Source organism: Streptomyces sp. NPDC026301, assembly GCF_055567935.1.
In genome coordinates, this window is the sequence record NZ_JBVHPN010000009.1 from 259,527 (window position 1) to 278,585 (window position 19,059).

General features: G+C 72.0%; 15 protein-coding genes. 9 read left to right on the forward strand and 6 right to left on the reverse strand.

What is annotated here, in order from left to right; translation table 11 throughout:
- Positions 1-8: 8 nt before the first annotated feature.
- Positions 9-953: an AurF N-oxygenase family protein gene (locus ACZ4MH_RS18315; RefSeq protein ID WP_351599758.1), complete on the reverse strand. Its 945-nt coding sequence runs from the start codon at positions 951-953 to the stop codon at positions 9-11.
- Between the two features lie 170 nt (positions 954-1,123).
- Between ACZ4MH_RS18315 and ACZ4MH_RS18320 the strand changes: the two genes are divergently transcribed.
- A complete protein-coding gene (locus ACZ4MH_RS18320) occupies positions 1,124-2,233 on the forward strand; it encodes a ferritin-like domain-containing protein (RefSeq protein ID WP_351599759.1) in 1,110 nt (369 codons plus the stop codon).
- Positions 2,234-2,248: 15 nt separating this feature from the next.
- On the opposite strand, the gene ACZ4MH_RS18325 is transcribed toward ACZ4MH_RS18320, so the two are convergent.
- The 4 genes from ACZ4MH_RS18325 to ACZ4MH_RS18340 form a co-directional block, all read right to left on the reverse strand.
- Complete coding sequence (locus tag ACZ4MH_RS18325; protein ID WP_351599760.1) at positions 2,249-3,061, reverse strand: ABC transporter ATP-binding protein; 813 nt, start codon at positions 3,059-3,061, stop codon at positions 2,249-2,251.
- A 109-nt stretch (positions 3,062-3,170) separates the two neighbouring features.
- Entirely contained in the window at positions 3,171-3,635 is a 465-nt protein-coding gene (locus tag ACZ4MH_RS18330) for an HD domain-containing protein (protein WP_351599761.1), read from the reverse strand.
- 26 nt (positions 3,636-3,661) lie between these two features.
- Positions 3,662-5,119 (reverse strand): peptidoglycan D,D-transpeptidase FtsI family protein, encoded by a 1,458-nt coding sequence (locus ACZ4MH_RS18335; RefSeq protein WP_351599762.1) that lies wholly within the window; start codon positions 5,117-5,119, stop codon positions 3,662-3,664.
- Entirely contained in the window at positions 5,116-6,579 is a 1,464-nt protein-coding gene (locus ACZ4MH_RS18340) for an FtsW/RodA/SpoVE family cell cycle protein (protein ID WP_351599763.1), read from the reverse strand. The genes ACZ4MH_RS18335 and ACZ4MH_RS18340 overlap by 4 nt, the downstream gene beginning before the upstream one ends.
- A 195-nt stretch (positions 6,580-6,774) precedes the next feature.
- On the opposite strand from ACZ4MH_RS18340, the gene ACZ4MH_RS18345 reads away from it, so the two are divergent.
- The 7 genes from ACZ4MH_RS18345 (at position 6,775) to ACZ4MH_RS18375 (ending at position 14,518) form a co-directional block, all read left to right on the forward strand.
- Positions 6,775-8,061 (forward strand): cytochrome P450, encoded by a 1,287-nt coding sequence (locus ACZ4MH_RS18345; RefSeq protein WP_351599764.1) that lies wholly within the window; start codon positions 6,775-6,777, stop codon positions 8,059-8,061.
- Between the two features lie 177 nt (positions 8,062-8,238).
- Positions 8,239-8,985 carry a FadR/GntR family transcriptional regulator gene (locus tag ACZ4MH_RS18350; RefSeq protein WP_351599765.1) on the forward strand — a complete coding sequence of 249 codons (747 nt, stop codon included), beginning with the start codon at positions 8,239-8,241 and terminating at the stop codon, positions 8,983-8,985.
- A gap of 94 nt (positions 8,986-9,079) precedes the next feature.
- Positions 9,080-9,859, forward strand: coding sequence for a (Fe-S)-binding protein (locus ACZ4MH_RS18355; protein ID WP_351599766.1), 780 nt, complete (start codon positions 9,080-9,082; stop codon positions 9,857-9,859).
- The gene (locus tag ACZ4MH_RS18360; protein ID WP_351599767.1) at positions 9,856-11,502 is read left to right on the forward strand and encodes a lactate utilization protein B; all 1,647 of its coding nucleotides are present in this window, start codon (positions 9,856-9,858) and stop codon (positions 11,500-11,502) included. Before ACZ4MH_RS18355 ends, ACZ4MH_RS18360 begins: the two co-directional genes overlap by 4 nt.
- Positions 11,499-12,134, forward strand: a complete 636-nt coding sequence (locus tag ACZ4MH_RS18365) for a LutC/YkgG family protein (RefSeq protein ID WP_351599768.1) — start codon at positions 11,499-11,501, stop codon at positions 12,132-12,134. Before ACZ4MH_RS18360 ends, ACZ4MH_RS18365 begins: the two co-directional genes overlap by 4 nt.
- 57 nt (positions 12,135-12,191) lie before the next feature.
- Positions 12,192-13,319 (forward strand): hypothetical protein, encoded by a 1,128-nt coding sequence (locus tag ACZ4MH_RS18370; protein WP_351599769.1) that lies wholly within the window; start codon positions 12,192-12,194, stop codon positions 13,317-13,319.
- The gene (locus ACZ4MH_RS18375; RefSeq protein ID WP_351599770.1) at positions 13,316-14,518 is read left to right on the forward strand and encodes a hypothetical protein; all 1,203 of its coding nucleotides are present in this window, start codon (positions 13,316-13,318) and stop codon (positions 14,516-14,518) included. Before ACZ4MH_RS18370 ends, ACZ4MH_RS18375 begins: the two co-directional genes overlap by 4 nt.
- A 54-nt stretch (positions 14,519-14,572) precedes the next feature.
- Here ACZ4MH_RS18375 and ACZ4MH_RS18380 read toward each other — a convergent pair whose 3' ends face one another.
- Positions 14,573-17,854: an ATP-binding protein gene (locus ACZ4MH_RS18380; RefSeq protein WP_467754569.1), complete on the reverse strand. Its 3,282-nt coding sequence runs from the start codon at positions 17,852-17,854 to the stop codon at positions 14,573-14,575.
- 201 nt (positions 17,855-18,055) lie between these two features.
- Between ACZ4MH_RS18380 and ACZ4MH_RS18385 the strand changes: the two genes are divergently transcribed.
- A complete protein-coding gene (locus ACZ4MH_RS18385) occupies positions 18,056-18,541 on the forward strand; it encodes an MSMEG_6728 family protein (RefSeq protein WP_351598201.1) in 486 nt (161 codons plus the stop codon).
- The last annotated feature ends 518 nt before the right edge of the window (positions 18,542-19,059 follow it).

A 19,059-nucleotide genomic window follows, 5' to 3' on the forward strand; every position in this document is an offset into this window, starting at 1 on the left:
GGCTCGCCTCACGCCAGCAGGCCGGAGCTCTTCCAGAGCTTGCGGCCCACGCCGCGCATGACGCCGATCTCGTCCAGGAAGTCGGTGAGCCGCTTGGCGCCGCTCTGCATGACCTCGCGGCGGTGGCCGCTGGCCTTCACCTGCGCGACGGCCTCCCGGCGGTCCAGGCCGACGTTCGTGTACACCTGCGGGTTGACGAAGGCCACGGAGAAGACGCGCGCTGCCTCGCCGGAGGAGATCCGGGTCAGCTCCTGCTCCCAGCGCGGCGCGCGGACCATCTGGCGGCGCAGCTCCTCGCGGGCGTACCGGACGTGCCGGGCCTCCTCCACGACGTGGATGCGGGTGACGCCGCGTACGAGGGTCTGCACCCGCTCGTCCGGGAAGGTCAGCCGCTGCATCCAGTCCAGGATCTCCTCGCCCAGCAGCGTGCAGGCGAAGGAACCGGGCGTGGTGGAGACGGTCTTGAGGACCCGCGCGAGGTTGTGGTTGAACCGGGAGACGGGGTACGTGGGGGCCCCGCCCGCCTGGATCATGCGCGCGAACATCTTGGAGTGCCGGCACTCGTCCGCTATCTCGGTCAGCGCGTACCGGACATGGGCGCTGGTGACGGACTTGTCGTAGATGTGCCGGACGAGGAGCTGCATGAGGATGATCTCGAACCAGATGCCCAGCGAGGCGAGCGACGCCGCCTCGTGCCGGGCCAGGTCCATCCGCTGCTCCTCCGACATCTTCTTCCACAGGGGCGTGTCGTAGAGCGAGACGAGCTCCGGCGGCCAGAACCACTTGCCGTCCTCGATCGGCGCGTCCCAGTCCAACTCGGTGTCCGGGTCGAAGGAGTGCTTGGCGGAGGATTCCAGCAGGCGCTCGGCGACCTGCTCACGGTCCTTGAGCAGTCCGAGCGCGTCCCGCAGGACCTCGGTCTCCGCCGTGCTGATGTCAGGAGCTGTCGTCATGGCTGTGGGTACCTCGCTCGTGGGGTTACCGGCGGTCACGTCTTATGAGACTGCGTGTCAGTAAGGGCGTCAATCCCCTGTGCACGACTTATTGACCCGCCGGTAAGGAGCGTGTGAGCCTGCCAACTACCGGACGCGCCGCAGCGTTCGGTGATTCGAGGAGGCTCCTCATGTCCACCCGCGAGCTCTACGTGTCCGACCCCGGCGACCCGCTGTGGCAGGTGCCGGCCACCGGTGCCGCCCGCTTCACCTGGGAGTACGACGACGGCCGCGACCGCCTCCTCGCCCTGTACAAGAAGGGCAAGGACAAGCAGTGGGACGCCGATCTGCGCATCGAATGGGGCCTGGAGGTCGACCCGTACGACCCGCTCGGCACCCCCGACGAGGCCATGTCCCTGTACGGCACGAAATATTGGGACCGGATGACGCCGAAGGAGCGCGGGGAGCTGCGGCAGCACTACGCGTCCTGGCAGTTCAGCCAGTTCCTGCACGGCGAGCAGGGCGCGATGGTCTGTGCGGCGCGGATCGTCGAATCCGCCCCCGACCTGGACGCGAAGTTCTACTCCGCGACCCAGACCATGGACGAGGCGCGGCACGCCGAGATCTACAGCCGCTTCCTCCAGCAAAAGATCGGAATGCTCTACCCGATCAACGACAATCTCCAGTCCCTCCTCGACGACACGCTCAAGGACTCTCGTTGGGACATGCCCTACCTCGGCATGCAGGTCCTCATCGAGGGCCTGGCCCTGGCGGCTTTCGGCATGATCCGCGACACGACGGACAAGCCGCTGCCCAAGCAGATCCTCGCGTACGTCATGCAGGACGAGGCCCGGCACGTCGCCTTCGGGCGGATGGCCCTGCGCGACTACTACAAGCAGCTCACCGAGGCGGAACTGCGCGAGCGCGAGGAGTTCGTCATCGAGGGCTGCTACCTCATGCGCGACCGGCTGCGCGGCCTGGAAGTACTGGAGAACTGGGGCATACCGAAGGCCGAGGCGGCGGAGTTCACCGAGCAGTCCGAATTCCTGCACCTCTTCCGGAAGCTGCTCTTCAGCCGCATCGTCCCGTGCGTGAAGGACATCGGCCTGTGGGGCAAGCGCCTCCAGCAGGCCTACCTCGACATGGGCGTCTTCGACCTCGGCGACTCCAACCTGGACCTGCTCATGGCCCAGGACGAGGAGCTGGCCGAGAAGCTGGACGCGGAACGCTTCGCGGCCGAGGAGGCGGCCCGCACCGCCGAGGTCACCGAGGCGATCACCCGCGGCGGCACGGGGGAGTGAGCCACGGGCCCGCGATCAGCGGCGGCCCGAGCGGGCCAGCCAGCGGCCCTCGTGGCGGCTGACCTCGATCGGGCGGCCGAAGCAGGCCGTCATGCCGGCGTCGGTCAGTACCTCCTCCACCGGGCCCTTCGCCTGGACGCGGCCGTCGCGCAGCAGGACTGCGTGGCCGATGGCCGGGGACAGCTCCTCCAGGTGATGGGTCACGGTGACCGTCGCCAGCTCCGGCCGGTTCAGGGCCAGTTCGTGCATGGTGTCGATCAGGTCCTCGCGGGACGGCAGGTCGAGCGCGTTGAACGGCTCGTCGAGCAGCAGCAGCGAGGGGTCGGCCATCAGCGCGCGGGCGATCAGGAGCCGGGCCCGCTGGCCGCCCGAGCACACCCCGTACGGCCGGTCCGCCAGCTCCTTGCAGTCCAGCTCGGTCAGCAGCGCGTGCGCGCGCTCGCGCGTGGCCTCGTCGTACTTCTTCCACAGCGGCTGGACGGTGCCGGTCGCGCCGGTGAGGACGACGGTGTGTCCGGGCAGGTCCACCGGTACCTTCTGCGCGCTGGAGACCAGGCCGATCGCGGCGCGTAGCTCCCGTACGTCGACCGTGCCGAGCCGGTGCCCGAGCACCTCCACGGTGCCGGTGGTGGGGAACATCAGCGCGCCGACGAGGCGGAGGATCGTGGTCTTCCCGGCGCCGTTCGCGCCGAGCAGCGCCCAGTGCTCCCCGCTGCGTACGGTCCAGTCGATGCCGTCGAGGATGGCCTGGCCGGTGGTGATGCGGCGGACGCTCGCCCCCGAAAGGGCAGCGATCACGCGCGCCTGGGTGTCGTCCGATGGGCTCATGCGCGGCAGGTTAGCTGCAATGGCCATGTTTGTGCGGGGCCGTCCGTGAGGCGGACAGGCCCGCGGCCGGTGGCGGGCCGCGGCCGGGGAGCGTGGCGGCCGGGTCCCTTCAGCCGGTGAGGCCGAGCAGTCCGCGCATCCGTGCGTACTTGACCGTCAGCCGCTCCCGGGTCGCCGCGTCCAGGACGGCCAGCCGGTCCGGGTCCGCGTTGTGCGCGAGATCGGCCTCCTTGACCAGCAGCGCGCCGGGCGTGGCCAGGATGCGCGCGGCGTACTCCTCCGGCGGCTCCCCGGCCCGCTTGGTCACGGCCAGCACCATGTCCTTCGTGGCCGGCGACAGCGCGGCCCCCGCCAGCCACTCACCCGACAGCGCGGCGTCCTCCACCGAGTCGTGCAGCCAGGCCGCCGCGATCTGCTCGTCGCTGCCGCCGCGCGCCCGCACCCCGGCCGCCACCGCGGCCAGATGCTCGGCGTACGGCCGCCCGGCCTTGTCGGTCTGCCCTTCGTGCGCCCGGCGCGCGAGCGCCTCCACCTCGGACAGCGTGAGCGATGCGGTGTTGCCGGTGTCAGTCATGGGGCCATTGTGCCGAGCCCTCGGCGTCACCGGTCCAGGGCCGCCTTCATCACCGCCCGGGCGATCGGGGCCGCGTTGCCGCCGCCGCTGATGTCGGCGCGGTCGGCCGCCGCGTCCTCGACGACGACGGCGACCGCGACCGCCGGCTGCTCCGCGCCGTCCGCCTGCGCCCAGGAGAGGAACCAGGCGTACGGCGTGCCGGAGTTGCCGACGCCGTGCTGGGCGGTGCCGGTCTTGCCGCCGACCGTCGCGCCGGGGATCGCCGCCTTCGTGCCGGTGCCGCGGGTGACCACGTCGGTCATCAGCTCCCGCAGCCGCTTCGCGGTGTCCTCGCTCATCGCCCGGTGCAGGCGGCGCGCGCGGGTCCGCGCGAGGGTGTCGCCGTGCGCGTCGGTCAGCCGGTCCACCAGGTACGGGCGCCGCAGATCACCGTGGTTGGCGACCGCGGACGCGACCATCGCCATCTGCAGCGGGGTGGCGGCCGTGTCGTACTGGCCGATCGAGGACAGCGCGAGCTGCGCGTCGTTCATGTCCGTGTCGAAGGTGCTCTCCACCACGCGGGACGGGATCGTGAGGCCGTCGTCGTTGAAGCCGAACTTCTCGGCGGTGTCCGCCATGCCGTCCAGGCCGACGTCCACGCCGAGGTGCGCGAAGACGGTGTTGCAGGAGACCTCGAACGCGCGCCGCAGGCTCGCGTTCTCGCAGCCGCCCGCCTCATTGGTGAGCTTGGTGGAGGTACCGGGCAGGGTGTACGGGCTCGGCGTGTTCGTGGCCGCGTCCGGATCGTCCACCACGCCGTGCTCCAGCGCGGCCGCCGCGGTGACGACCTTGAACGTCGAGCCGGGCGGATAGGTCTCCTTCAGCGCCCGGTTGAGCATCGGGCGGTCGGCGGACGCGTTGAGCCGGGTCCAGGTGTCGGTGGTGCCGGAGCCGCTGCCGGACAGCTGGCCCGGGTCGTACGAGGGCGTGCTGACCAGCGCGAGGACCTTCCCGGTCGCCGGTTCCACGGCGGCCACCGCGCCCTTCTTGCCGCCCAGGCCCTCGTACGCGGCCCGCTGCAGCGCCGGGTCGATGGTGGTGACGACGTCGCCGCCGGGCCGCTGTTCGCGGGTGAGCGCGGTCCACAGGGGGAGCGGGGCGAGCCGGGCGTCGGTGCCGGAGAGGAGGTCGTCCTCGGCGTTCTCCAGCAGGGTCGTGCCGTACACCTGCGAGGCGTAGCCGGTGACCGGCGCGTACAGCGGGCCCTGGGAGTACGTACGGGCGTACCGCAGCGAGCCGCCGCTGTCCCGGGAGCCGGTGACGGACCGGCCGCCGACGACGATGCTGCCGCGCGGCTGGTCGTAGCGCTTGAGGTCGGCGCGGCGGTTGGCCTGGTTGTGCGCGTACTCGTCCTCGTTGAGGAGCTGGACGCGGGCGGCGTTCAGGAGCAGCAGGACGAGCAGGAGCAGGCAGAAGGCCGAGGTGCGGCGGATGTGCCGGATCACCGGGAGCCACCCCCGTTCCGGCCGCCTCCACGGTGTCCGCCTCCGTGGTGTCCTCCGCCATCGCGTTGCCGTTCCTCCTCCGGTACCACGATCCGCTCGATCACCCCGGTGTCCGCGCGGGCCGGCCGGGGGCGTCGTGCCCGGTCGCTGATGCGGACCAGCAGCGCGACCATGATCCAGTTGGTGACGACGGAGGAGCCGCCCTGCGCGAGGAACGGCATCGCCATGCCGGTCAGCGGGATCAGCCCCATCACCCCGCCCGCGATCACGAACACCTGGATGGCGAGGAGCGAGGAGAGGCCGACCGCGAGCAGCCGGCCGAACGGCTCGCGGATGGCCAGGCCCGCGCGGTAACCGCGGGCGACCAGCAGCGTGTACAGCAGGAAGAGCGCGGTGAGCCCGGCGTACCCCAGCTCCTCGCCCGCCGTGGCCAGGATGAAGTCCGACTTCATGGCGAAGCCGATGAGGGCCGAGTGGCCCTGCCCGAGGCCGGTGCCGAGCAGGCCGCCCGCGCCGAAGGCGAAGAGCGACAGGGCCAGCTGGCTCGCGCCCTCGCCCCGCTGGATGCTCGCGAAGGGGTGCAGCCAGTCGGCGACCCGGCTGTGCACATGCGGTTCGAGGCTGCCGACGACGGCCGCGCCGACCGCGGCGAGCAGCAGCCCGACGGCGATCCAGCCGGTGCGCCCGGTGGCCGCGTACAGCAGGACGACGAAGACGCCGAAGAAGAGGAGCGAGGTGCCCAGGTCCCGCTCCAGGACCAGTACGGCCACGCTGACCAGCCAGATCGCGACGATCGGGCCGAGCACCCGGCCGGTGGGGAACTGCAGCCGCCACAGCCGGCGGCCGGTGTACGCCAGCGCGTGCCGGTTCGCCGCGAGGTAGGCCGCGAAGAAGACGCTGAGCAGGATCTTCGCGAACTCGCCGGGCTGGATGGAGAACCCCGCGAGGCGGATCCAGATCTTCGCGCCGTTGACCGCGGGGAAGAAGATCGGCACGATCATCAGGACGAGCGCGGCGGCCACGCTGAGGTACGCGTACCGCTGCAGCACCCGGTAGTCGCGCAGCAGCGCCACCACCCCGATGAACAGGGCCACGCCGAGCGCGGACCAGACGAGCTGGGTGGGCGCGGCCTGGTCCTTCGGGGTCTCCTGGTCGAGCCGGAAGATCAGGACCAGTCCGAGGCCGTTGAGCAGGACGGCGATGGGCAGCAGCAGCGGGTCGGCGTACGGCGCGCGGAAGCGGACGGCGAGGTGGCCGAGGAGCGCGAGCACGGCCAGCCCCGCGCCGTAGCGCGCGGCGCCGGCGGGTACGGTGCCGTGCTGGGCGAGGCCCACCTCGACGTATCCGTAGACGCTGATCAGGACCGCCCCGGCGAGCAGCAGCAGTTCGACGCCCCGGCGCCTGGGCAGCCGGAGGCCTGGAGGAGGGGCGTCAGCCGTCGCGGCCGTGGTCGCGGTCATGCCAGGCAAAGTAGCAAGAGGCCGGGCGTATGCCACCCAGGACGATCATGTTCCGGTCCCGTGCCGGTGGCTCACCGGTGGGCCGGGAGGTGCGACCGGAGGGATGTCCCAGACGTACCGGTCGTTTCATCTCGTTACCTGTTCGCTGCCAGGTCGCTTGGTCAGCACGGGTATCGGCCAGGCAGTATTGCGGGCATGACCAAAATCCGCTCGGGCGTCACCGCTTGGCTGGCCCGCAGATATCTCGCGCGGACTCAGAAAAAGGGCTTCGATCTGTCTCGTATGCCCTTCTTGCCCGAGTCCACCCTCATGCCGCTGCGTCGCCACGGCCTTGACCCGGTGGCCGACTTGTCGGCAGTACGGCAGCAGTCCCCGGTGAGCGTGCTTCCCGTGCCGCTCGCCTCCAAGGTGTGGTTGGTCACGGGATACGACGAGGTGAAGGAGGTGCTGGGCAAGGCCAAGGCGTTCAGTACCGATTACACCAACCTCGTCGGCAATGCCGGCGCCGACGCCGGGAAGAACCCCGGCGGTCTCGGATTCGCCGATCCGCCGGACCACACGCGGCTGCGCCGCCTGCTGACTCCGGAATTCACGATGCGCCGGCTCGGCCGGCTCACCCCGCGCATCCACGAGATCGTCGAGGAACGGCTGGCGGAAATGGAGCGCCTCGGGCGCTCCGGGGAGCCCGTCGACATCGTCCATTCCTTTGCCCTGCCCATTCCTTCCCTGGTGATCTGCGAACTGCTGGGCGTTCCGTACGAGGACCGTGCGGACTTCGAGCGGCTGAGCGCGGCCCGCTTCGACCTTTTCAGCGGTGCGAGCGCGTCGTTCGGTGCCATATCGGAATCGCTCGCCTATTTCCAGGAGATCGTCAAGAAGGAGCGCAAGGACCCCGGTGACGGCCTGCTCGGCCAGATCGTGCGGGACCACGGCGACACCGTCACCGACGACGAGCTGGCCGGCCTCGCCGACGGCGTGCTCACCGGCGGCTTCGAGACCACCGCGAGCATGCTCGCGCTCGGCGCCCTCGTCCTGCTCCGCGATCCCGACCACTTCGCGGCGCTGAAGGACGGCGACGACGCCACCGACCGCTACGTCGAGGAATTGCTGCGTTACCTCACCGTCGTCCAGGTCGCCTTTCCCCGGTTCGCCCGGGAGGACCTGGAAATCGGCGGCATGTCCATCTCCGAGGGCGATGTCGTACTGTGCTCGCTCAGCGGTGCCGACCGGGACGGAAAGCTCGGCCCGGACATGGAGCGCTTCGACCCGCAGCGCAACGTGCCCTCGCACCTCGCATTCGGTTACGGCATACACCGCTGCGTCGGCGCCGAGCTGGCCCGGATGGAACTCCGCGCCGCCTACCCGGCACTGGTCCGGCGCTTTCCGAACATGCGCCTGGCCGTCCCGGAGCAGGAACTGGCATTCCGCAAGCTGTCCATCGTGTACGGCGTGGAATCGCTGCCGGTGCGGCTGCACGGCTGAGACCACGGGCATCGGTAAGGATGCCCGCAGGGGGAATTGAAGGGGGAAGCGTCCGGCCCGACCGCGGCCGGCGCTGCCATCCGTGCGCGGCCAGCGGCCGTCCGGCCACAGCCATGGAATGTCACGGCGTGTGACATAGTTTTTCGTGGAAGCTGTCGGCCGACCAGGGAGTGACGGATGGCTGTCGAGTGGCGACCCGTACGGCAGTCCCGTACGCACGAACTCGTCCTCGAAAGCATCGAGGAGCGGGTGCTGGCCGGTGAGCTCAAGGCCGGTGACCGGCTGCCGCCCGAGCGCGAGCTCGCTCCGGTGCTCGGGGTCAGCCGCTCCGCGCTCCGCGAGGCGCTCCGCGTCCTGGAGACGATCGGCGTCCTGGTCGCCCAGGCGGGCCGCGGTCCCGACGCCGGCGCCCGCATCGTCCGGAATCCCGACGACGCGCTCGGCCGCCTCCTCCGCCTGCACTTCGCCCTCGGCAGTTACTGCCTGGAGGACGTACTGGAGGCCCGCGTCACCCTGGAACGCTCCAGCTTTCAGGCGGCGGCGGAGCACGCGGCGGCGGAGCACGCAGCGGCGGCCGGCCTCGACGAGGCGGCGGAGCTGGTCGCGCGGATGGGCGCGCCGGACGTGAGCGTGCCGGAGTTCAACGACCTGGACACCCGCTTCCACGTCCAGATCGCCCGCAGCTCCGGCAATGCGCTCACCTCCACCCTCACCTCGGCCGTCCGCGAATCCGTACGCCCGCTGATCCTGCGCGCCCTGGAGGCCGCCGAGGACTGGCCGGCCACCGCTGCCGCGCTCAACGCCGAGCACACCGAGCTGCTGCGCCTGGTGCGCGCGGGCGATGGCGCCGACGCCGCTGACCTGGTCGAACGGCACATCAGGGGGCTGCACGGCACGCTGGTGGAGGAGCGCCCGGGCGACTGAGGGCCCACCCTTCCACCCCCTCTCCGTTCCCCCGGCCCGCCTCAGCGCTAGTATGGTCCGACCTTTCATAGGTCGGCCCCAAGTCTGGAGACCCATGCGCATCGGACTCTTCGCCACCTGCCTGGGTGACACCCTCTTCCCCGACGCGGTACGCGCCACCGCCGTCCTGCTCGCCCGTCTGGGCCACGAGGTGGTCTTCCCGCCGGAGCAGACCTGCTGCGGCCAGATGCACGTCAACACCGGTTACCAACGCGAGCCCGTCCCCCTCGTCCGCGGCTTCGCCGAGCAGTTCGGCGACCCGTCGATCGAGGCGGTCGTCATGCCCTCAGGGTCCTGCGCCGGCTCCGTACGCCACCAGCACCGGATCGTCGCCGAGCGCTACGGCGACGCGGCCCTGCGCGCCGGAGTCGCTGCGGTACAGGGCAAGACGTACGAACTCTCCGAGTTCCTGGTCGACGTGCTGGGCGTCACCGATGTCGGGGCGTACTTCCCCCACCGGGTGACGTACCACCCCACCTGCCACTCCCTCCGGATGCTGCGGGTCGGCGAGAAGCCGCTGCGGCTGCTGCGCGCCGTCGAGGGCATCGACCTCGTCGAGCTGCCCGAGGCCGACGCCTGCTGCGGCTTCGGCGGTACCTTCGCGGTCAAGAACGCCGACACCTCCTCGGCGATGCTCGCCGACAAGATGCGGCACGTCACCGGCACCGGTGCGGAGGTCTGCACGGCCGGCGACTCCTCCTGCCTGATGCACATCGGCGGCGGGCTCTCCCGGATCAAGGCCGGTACCCGCACCCTGCACCTGGCCCAGATCCTCGCGTCCACGCGCACGTCGCCGTACGCGCTCCCGAGCACCCCGCTGGAGGCCACCCGATGAGCACCCCCACGTACCTGGGCATGCCGGCGCTGCCGCCCCGCTCCCCGTACGGCACCGGCAACCTCCGCGGCGACCGGAAGTTCCCCGCCGCGGCCCATGACGAGCTGCGCAACGACCAGCTGCGCCGCAACCTCGGCAAGGCCACCCACACCATCCGCGCCAAGCGGCTCGCCGTCACCGGCGAACTCCCCGACTGGGAAGCGCTGCGCGACGCCGGCTCCGCCCTCAAGACCGACACCATGAACCGCCTCCCCGAGCTCCTGGAGCAGCTGGAGGCGAAGGTCACCGAGGCCGGCGGCACCGTCCACTGGGCACGGGACGGCGCCGAGGCGAACGCCATCGTCACCCGCCTCGTCCAGCAGACCGGCAGCGAGGAGGTCATCAAGGTCAAGTCGATGGCCACCCAGGAGATCGGCCTCAACGAACACCTGGCGGACCAGGGCATCCGGGCGTACGAGACGGACCTCGCCGAACTGATCGTCCAGCTCGCCGACGACAAGCCCTCCCACATCCTCGTCCCGGCCATCCACCGCAACCGCGACGAGATCCGCGAGATCTTCCGCGCCGGAATCCCGGGCGTCGACCCCGAACTGGACTCCGTACCGGCCCACTTGGCGGCCGCGGCCCGCGCGTACCTCCGCGAGAAGTTCCTCACCACCCCCGTCGCCGTCTCCGGCGCCAACTTCGGCATCGCCGAGACCGGCACCCTCTCGGTCGTCGAGTCCGAGGGCAACGGCCGCATGTGCCTCACCCTCCCCGACACGCTCATCACCGTCATGGGCATCGAGAAGGTCCTCCCGCGCTACGCCGACCTGGAGGTCTTCCTCCAGCTCCTCCCGCGCTCCTCGACAGGCGAGCGGATGAACCCGTACACGTCCCTGTGGACGGGCGTGACGCCGGGCGATGGGCCCCAGAATTTTCATTTGGTCCTCTTGGACAACGGGCGCACCGCGGCGCTCGCCGACTCGACCGGCCGCCAGGCCCTGAACTGCATCCGCTGCTCGGCCTGCCTGAACGTGTGCCCGGTGTACGAGCGGGCCGGCGGCCACGCGTACGGCTCGACCTACCCCGGCCCCATCGGCGCGGTCCTCACCCCGCAGCTCGCGGGCATGGACGCCGCCAAGAACGACCCCAACAGCTCGCTCCCGTACGCCTCCACGCTCTGCGGCGCCTGCTACGACGCCTGCCCCGTGAAGATCGACATCCCGTCCCTCCTGGTCGAACTCCGCCACCAGCACACGGAGGCCGCGGGGCGGACACCCGAGAAGCTGGCCATGAAGGCGGCGGCCGCGGTGATGGGCCGTCCGGGGCTGTACAAGGCGGCCCAGCGGGCGTCGGCCGCCGGCCGCCTCCTCGGCGGCCGGGACGGAAAGATCTCCCACCTCCCCCCGCCCTTCAACGGCTGGAGCGCCACCCGCGACACCCCGGCCCCACCACGCCAGTCCTTCCGGGCGTGGCTGGCGTCGGAGGAGGGCGCGTCGACGCTGCGCGCGGCTTCGGAGGAGGGCGTGCGGCAGCGTACGGGAGAGGGCACGCCGACCGGTACGGAATCCCGCACACCGACCGGTACGGAATCCAACCCCCTTGGGGCAGACGGCGCCCCCACCGCAGATGGCAACCCCTCCGAGGAGGACCAGCGATGACCGCCACCGCCCGCGACACCGTCCTCGGCCGTATCCGGGACGCCCTGGCCCTCGCGCCCGCCCCCGAAGTGGAGATCCCCCGCGACTACCGCACCGGCCGCACCCTGCCCGACGCCGACCGCCTCGCCCTCCTCACCGACCGCCTGGTCGACTACAAGGCGGAGGTGCGCACGTGTACGGCCGCGGACACCGCCGAGACCATCGCCGCCGCCCTGGCCACCCACTCCGCCCGCCGCATCGGCGTACCGCCCGGCCTCGACCCGTCCTGGCTCACCGCGTACGACGGCGAGGTGCAGCCCGACTCCGCCGACATCCCCGCCCCCGAACTCGACACTCTGGACGGGGTGGTGACCGCCTCCGCCACCACCTGCGCCGAGACCGGCACGATCTTCCTCGACGCCGCCCCCGACCAGGGCCGCCGCGCCCTCACCCTGGTCCCCGACCTCCACGTCTGCGTAGTCGACCTGTCGACGGTGGAGGTCGGCATCCCCGAAACCGTCGCCCGCCTCACCCCGACCCGCCCCACCACCCTCATCAGCGGCCCCTCCGCCACCTCGGACATCGAACTGGAACGCGTGGAGGGCGTCCACGGGCCACGGACGCTGGTGGTGGTGATCCGGACGGACGTGTGAGCCGCGCACCGGTCCGCGCCGGATAGGATCGCCGCCCACGGAGGCGAGGGGGCGCAAGTGACGGGGGAGTGGTGGCGGCGCGGGCGCGCGAAGGCGTGGGTCGGAGCCGTCGTGATCCTGCTGGTCGCCGGCGGGTTGGGGACGTGGGCCACGGGCACCTGGCCGTTTCCGGGTGACCGGGACCGGTACTGCTGGGGTGCCTGGGAGGCGGGCAGCGGGCCCGAGTTCCTGGGGGACTCGGTGGTCGAGGACGGTGGCCGGCGGACGGCCCGCGAGACCGCGCCCACGCCGGAGCGGCCGCGTGGCAGCTGTACCGTCGCGCTCCGCTCCGACGACAGCTCGGGGGCCCGCAAGACCGAGATCACGGTCAGATACGGGCCGGCTCCCGAGGACGCAGCCCGGCGGATGGAGTGGATCGTCGAGTACCTCGGCGACCGCGCCGTACCGCTGCCCGACGGGCTCCCCGGCGCCACCGACGGCAGCCAGGCGCTGCTCGTCCTGCCGAAGCGGTGCGACACCCGTGACGGCCGGCCGACGGCGGTCACGCTCGACTCCGAGGCCAAGCTCACCTGGCGCAACGGGTCGGCCTCGGTCAACGCCGGCATCGCTGGTGCACGCTCGGCGGCCGAACTGGTCGTGGCGGCGGCCAACCGCGGTATGAAGACGGCCGGTTGCGCGCCCGCGCGCCCCCTGCGCATCACCTCGCCCGTGCTCACGCTGCCCGAGGCCAACGAGATCGTCTTCTCGCGCGCGTGCCGCATCCGGGGCATGGAGTTCGACGATGACGCCTCACAGAACATGAGCTACCAGGTCGGGGCGGTCACCCGGGGCCTTCAGTCCTGCTCGGTCGGGACCTGGGGCCGCGACGGCAGCCCCGTCCTCGACGCCCTGATGGTCGCCGAGCCGCGGCTGAACGCGCTGTTCGACGGCGCGGTGGGCGACGCGGCACCGGCGCGCGGCTGGCGCGGTACGGGCGTCCTCGCCCACTCCCACCAGGTCCTGCGGGCCGACTGCGCGGGCCGGTCCACCACCTTTCTGCTGCGCGCCGCCCCGTCCTTGGGCGAGGCCCCGGCCACCCGGTACTTCGCGGCCTTCGCCAACGCCGTGACACAGCGCCTGGGTTGCGCACCCGTCGCACCCATCGCACCCGCCACCGACGCCGCACCTGGGGGAACCGGCCGATGACCGCCGACAAGAACGAGCAGACGGAGAGCGGCGCTTCGGGCAACGGCGTCGGCGCCGTCGCCCGCGGTGGTGTGCTCGGTACCGGGCCCTTCGTGCCGCGGCAGCGCTGGTGGCACTGGCGTCGGCTGACGCGCGGCCGGCTGCGGCCCGCGGTGGCCGCCGCGCTCGCCGGAGTACTGCTCGGCGGTACGGCCGTGGCCTGGCAGACGGACACCGGCCCGTTCGCGGGCGGAAAACGGGCCTGCTGGTCCGCGCTCGACAGTGCCGACGCGGCGGCGCTGTTGCGCGGCAGCGAGGACATCGACAGCGCCGACACGCCCCTCGACGGCGATCCGATCGGATCAAGGGGCCCGTCGGGCCAGTGTGTCCTGCAGTCGCCCGATGGCAGCCGGGTCACCGCGCAGGTCCACGAGCTCGACACCCACTTCGGGGGTGCGGGCGACCAGTGGGCCGACGAATTCCTGTCCGCCCGGCTGTCCCCGTTGGGCGGCGGCCTGCTGGGCATGGCGTCGGACACCCGCGCCTGGCTGGCCGTACCGGACGGCTGTACCGGCAGGTCGCGCACCGGCGACGGGCCGCTGGTGATCGACGTGGCCACGGACTGGACCGTGTACGACGACGTGGTCGACGGTACGGAGCGCGACCGGCTCGCCCGTACGGTGGTCAAGCTCGTCAACCACTACATGGCGGGGGAGGGCTGCGGCGGGACCCTCGCCGACCCGGTGCCCCGGCTCCCGCGGCCGACTCGCTTCCTCGACGAGAAGGCCGACGCGTTCTGCGGTATCGAGGGGCTGCGGACGTCCGGGAAGGAGTGGGCCGCCGCGTACCGCCCGATGGTGACGCGGGGCTCGGGCCCGGTTCGCACCTGCGACCGGCACGTCTCCTTCGACCACCCCGGACTCCGGCTGATGACCGTCGAGGACCCCCGCCTCTCCGTCCTCTACCGGCGCCAGGCGATGCAGGACGGCCGGCAGATCGAGGTCGCCGACGAGGAGGACGGCCGCGGCTTCTACCGCCCCGGCTTCGGCCTCTTCCAGGCCTCCTGCCAGACCGGCGACGTCACCTTCCTGGTACGCGCCGACGAGGCGTCCCACGCCGACCTCGTCCGCACCCTCTTTCCGCGCTACGTGGCGAAGGAAGCGGCCCGACTGGGCTGCGGCCCGCTGCACATCAGCTTGCCGGAGGAGGGTCGGTCGTAGTCGTCAGGGGGCGGGGCGGGGCCTTTGCCGGGGCCGAAGATCGGGTCCTGAGCGTCACGCTCCTGTGTCAGCCGGACTCCCTGCGTTCGCCGCAGCCACCGCGCTCGCCGCGCCCGTCGCATCCGCCACGTCCACCGCATCCGCCACCTCCGCCCGCGAGGCCACCCCCAGTTTCCGCAGCACCTTCGCGACGTGCTGCTCCACCGTCCGGGGCGACAGGAACAGTACGTCGGCGATCTCCCGGTTGGTGTGTCCCAGGGCCACCAGCCGCGCCACCTCGCGCTCGCGGGGCGAGAGCGCGTCCCCGTAACCCCGTCGGCCGCGGCGCGACGGCGTCACCACCCCGTTCCCCCGCAGTACGCGGCGGCAGCGCGCGGCATCCCGAGTGGCACCCAACTCGGCGAAGGTGTCTGCGAGTTCGGCGATCGCTTCTGCCGCTTTCCGGTCCCCGGCCGACAGCCGGCAGCGGGCTGACGCCTCGGCGGCCCGCGCGGCCGCGTACGGGCGCGGCAGCGCGGCGTACCCGTTCCGCGCCCGGTCGAACGCCGCCGCGGCCTCCTCGTAACGGTCCGGTCCGCACGCCACCACGCCCCGGCACACCGCCAGCGCGGCGGCGGCCAGCGGCGCGTCGATCCCGGCCGCTTCCGTGCCGAACTCCTCGGTCAGTGCCGCCGCTTCGCCGCCGCGTCCGCTCCGTACCAGGGCGATCACCGCCATCGGGACCAGGTCGCCGCCCCACGCCCAGATGCCTTTGCGGCGGACCCGGGCCACCGCCCGGTCCGCTTCAGCACAGGCCGTCGCGGTCTCCCCGCGCGCGAGGTGTACGCGGACCATCGCCCCCGAGGCGGCGGCCAGGATCGGCGCCGGGGCGTTGGCGGGGTCGTCCAGGGCCGCGGCGCCCAGCTCCGCCGCGGCCTCCTCCCACTCGCCGCGGGCGACGGCGAGCCAGCCCAGTACGAGATGCGCGTCGGCGGAGATGCCGGAGACGCCCTGCACCACGTCCAGCACCTGCCGCGCGCGCCCGTCCAGCCCGCGCCACCGGCCGCCGTGCCACTCCAGCCGCAGCGCGGTGCCGTCGATGATGCCCTGCAGGAACGGTGCGCCGCACTCCGCCGCGAGCCGCGTGCCGGTCCGGCGGAAGTGCTCGGCGCGGTCGTGGTGGCCGAGCCAGGCGGCCGCCTCCGCGATGTTGCCGCACAGCCGCGCCACCTGGAGCCGCTCGGCCGCCTTCCGGCCCGCGCGCACCATCTCCTCGACGTCCGCCCACACCCCCGGCTCGCCCTTACTGGCCCGCAGCGCGAGGTGGTTGCCGCGTACGGCCATCCGCAGCGCCGGGTCCTGCTGCCCGGCGACCAGCTCCTCGGCCCGCGTGATCCACTCCAGGTGTACGGCGTACGGATGCTCGCCCCAGCTGGGCATCGCCAGCGCGGCCATGCCCCGGGCCGCCAGCGCGGGCCGCTCGCGCAGCTCCGCCACCGCCGTTTCCGTGTCCGCCCGGCCCTGTTCGTAGTTCCCGGCCTGGTTGTGCTGCAGCAGCCCGAGGTTGAGCCGGATCTCCCCGCGTACGGCGTCGGGCAGGCCGCGGTCCCGCACGATGCGCTCCAGCAGCCGGGCTGCCCGGCGGAAGGACAGCCCGATGACGGCGACCCGGCTCAGCTCGGTGGCGAGCCGCCCGCGCGCGGCGGCCCCCACCCGCTGATCGGACAACAGCCCTTCCAGAATCTCCACGGCGACCGCGGTGTCCCCCAACTCCCGGGCCGCCTCGGCGGCTGCCTCGCCGTACCGCAACCAGGCAGCCAGCTCACCGGCCTGCCGCGCGTGGTACGCCAACTGCACGAGCGGAGGCGACTCGACCCGAGCGAGCGCGCCCACGGCCCTCCCGTGCAACCGCCGCCGATCCACCCCGGCCAGCCCGCCGTACACAGCCTGCTGAGCCAACGTGTGCCGAAACCCGTACTGGCCGCCACCACAGTCGTACAGCACACCGGCTTGCAGCGCTTCCCGGATGCCGTCGGCGGTGTGGTCGGGGGTGGGGCTTGTGGTCGTGTCACGGATGCCGTCGCTGGTCTGGTTGGGGGCGCGGTTCACGGTCGTGTTACGGGTGCCGTCGCTGGTCTCGCCGGGGGCGCGGCCGGCCGACGTCTCACGGATACTGGCCGCTCCCGTCTCGCCGGTCTCGCCGGGGGCGCGGCCCGCCGTTGGCTCCCGGATGCCGCTCCCCGTCTCGCCGGGGGTGCGGCCGGCCGACGTCTCACGGATACCGGCCGCTCCCGTCTCGCCGGGGGCGCGGCCCGCCGTCGCCGCGATCAGCTCCTCCCCGGCCGGAACGCGCAGGACCGCGGCCGCATGCACCACAGCCGTCGCGTGCGGGGACAGCCCGCTCATCCGCTCTGCCATGGCGTCCCGCAGCAGCGCCGGTACCTCCAGCGCGTCCAGCGTCTCGCGCGCTGTATCGCGCGCCGTATCGGGCGCTGCACCGGGCGCCGTATCGCGCTCCGGACGCCCGCCCCGCTCGTGCCCCGCCCCCGCCCCCGCCCGGCCTTCGTGACCGTCCAGCTGCCGCACGACCTCCTCCAGTACCAACGGAATACCGGCGGTACATTCATGCAGCTCGGCCGCGAACGCCGCCGACACCGCACCCCCCGGCCTGATCGCGGCGGCCAGACTCCGCACGCCCTCCACGTCCAGCGGCCGCAACGTCAGCTGCACGGCCGTCGTACCGGGCGGCTGCCGGTACGCCCGCCCCAACGGCAGCGCACCACCCGGCAGATCCTCCCGCCGACAACTGAGGACCGTGGTCATCCCGTCCGGCGGATCATCCACCAGAAACCGCACCAGATCCCGCGTCCCGTCATCGGCCCAGTGCAGGTCCTCCACCACCACGACCACCGGCCCGAGCGCCGCCAGCAACGCCCGCACGGCCCGGAACAGCCGATGCCGCGCAGCCCGGTGGTCCGGCAACGGCTCCGGCGCGGGCGGCAGATACCCCACCAACTCCGGCAGATACGGCCGCAACGCCCCACACACCGGACTCAGCCGCCCACCGCCCTGCCCAAGCTGACCGATCTTCCCGTCCAGCCGCCGCAACAGGTCAAAAACAGGCCCATAAGGAAACGGTTCACGCAACGGATGACAGGTCCCGAGCAGCACCCGCCGCCCCCGCACCGAGGGATCACTGAGCGCTTCCCGGATCAACCGGGTCTTCCCGATCCCCGCCTCGCCCTCCACAAGCACGACGGACGGCGGCCGCCCCATCGCCTCCACCAGGGCCCGCAGCTCACCCCTGCGCCCAACAAAAACCGGCGCCCCCGACCGGAGAAAGGCGGACCGTGCCATCAGCAACTCCGACCCGAACACGAGACCCAGACCCTGCGAAGACCTCCCGTTACCCCGGGTCACCGCAGTTGCTGGCGAAACTACTCACCCACCCCTCCGGTGACAAGAGATCGCCCCACTGCGCGTACCACGCACCCCAACCGCCACTCGAAGCAGAACACCCCTGGTTACGTACCTGGGCAAGCGGATACGCATGCCCCCATGCAGACATTCCTGCCCTACCCGGACTTCGCGGCCTCCGCCGCGGTCCTCGACGCCCGCCGGCTCGGCAAGCAGCGCGTGGAGACCCTCCAGATCCTGCGCGGCCTCACCGTCCCCGGCTACGGCTGGCGCCACCACCCGGCGGTCCGCATGTGGACCGGCTACGAGGAGGCCCTTGTCCGCTACGGCCTGGAAATCTGCCGCGTATGGACCGACTCCGGCCGCCAGGACACCTGCGCCCTCACCCTCACCCAGGACTTCGCCGCCGCCTTCCCGGACACCCCACCCCGCGACTACGCGGCCCTGGCCGCCGCCGACGACCTCCCCAACTGGCTCGGCGACCCCGCCTTCCACCTGAGCCACCGGTCATCCCTCCTCGCGAAGGACCCCGACCACTACCGCCGCCACTTCCCCAACGACCCCGCAGGCCTGCCATACGTATGGCCAACATCGGACCGCCTTCCTTCCCCCTCCACAAACACCTGACCCCGCCCAAGCCGGCTGCGCCCCGGCGATGTCTTCGCGAATACCGGGCCGAACATCGGCCACTACTCCGCGGATGAGGCTATGCAGCGCAATCGGCAGCCATCCCATTGCTCTATGCGAGGCGGTAAGCCTCCCTCTTCAGGCGACGAGAAGATGAGTCGCTTGCCAAGCGAGCCCGCAATGAAGAACAACGCAAGCGGACCACCCGCCGGCCCCCTTGGCGCCGTGTCTCGCTACCTGCCCCCATCCCGCCACTGCCAGCAGCGCTGCGAGGCTCCACAGAATCCAAGAAACCACCTGCCAAGCCGCGGACAGATTGGCGAGAATCCCGATCACAGGCACGGGGGAGGAGCGCGAGCAAGGGAACGACCCACGTCGCGTCGCTGGCTTCGTCAGTGGAATTACCGACCTTGTCCGTCATCAAGTAGCTCTCCAATTGGGCGGGGCGCGGGACGGCAGACTGCCGCCGCGCGCCGACGATCATCTGTGCAAGCGCGTATGGCTCAGTGGTTGAAGTG

Bases quoted from the DNA above. Each gene is read 5' to 3' on its own strand.
- ACZ4MH_RS18315 (WP_351599758.1), bottom strand. From the start codon at position 953: ATGACGACAGCTCCTGACATCAGCACGGCGGAGACCGAGGTCCTGCGG.
- ACZ4MH_RS18320 (WP_351599759.1), top strand. From the start codon at position 1,124: ATGTCCACCCGCGAGCTCTACGTGTCCGACCCCGGCGACCCGCTGTGG.
- ACZ4MH_RS18325 (WP_351599760.1), bottom strand. From the start codon at position 3,061: ATGAGCCCATCGGACGACACCCAGGCGCGCGTGATCGCTGCCCTTTCG.
- ACZ4MH_RS18330 (WP_351599761.1), bottom strand. From the start codon at position 3,635: ATGACTGACACCGGCAACACCGCATCGCTCACGCTGTCCGAGGTGGAG.
- ACZ4MH_RS18340 (WP_351599763.1), bottom strand. From the start codon at position 6,579: ATGACCGCGACCACGGCCGCGACGGCTGACGCCCCTCCTCCAGGCCTC.
- ACZ4MH_RS18345 (WP_351599764.1), top strand. From the start codon at position 6,775: ATGACCAAAATCCGCTCGGGCGTCACCGCTTGGCTGGCCCGCAGATAT.
- ACZ4MH_RS18350 (WP_351599765.1), top strand. From the start codon at position 8,239: ATGGCTGTCGAGTGGCGACCCGTACGGCAGTCCCGTACGCACGAACTC.
- ACZ4MH_RS18355 (WP_351599766.1), top strand. From the start codon at position 9,080: ATGCGCATCGGACTCTTCGCCACCTGCCTGGGTGACACCCTCTTCCCC.
- ACZ4MH_RS18360 (WP_351599767.1), top strand. From the start codon at position 9,856: ATGAGCACCCCCACGTACCTGGGCATGCCGGCGCTGCCGCCCCGCTCC.
- ACZ4MH_RS18365 (WP_351599768.1), top strand. From the start codon at position 11,499: ATGACCGCCACCGCCCGCGACACCGTCCTCGGCCGTATCCGGGACGCC.
- ACZ4MH_RS18375 (WP_351599770.1), top strand. From the start codon at position 13,316: ATGACCGCCGACAAGAACGAGCAGACGGAGAGCGGCGCTTCGGGCAAC.
- ACZ4MH_RS18380 (WP_467754569.1), bottom strand. From the start codon at position 17,854: ATGGCACGGTCCGCCTTTCTCCGGTCGGGGGCGCCGGTTTTTGTTGGG.
- ACZ4MH_RS18385 (WP_351598201.1), top strand. From the start codon at position 18,056: ATGCAGACATTCCTGCCCTACCCGGACTTCGCGGCCTCCGCCGCGGTC.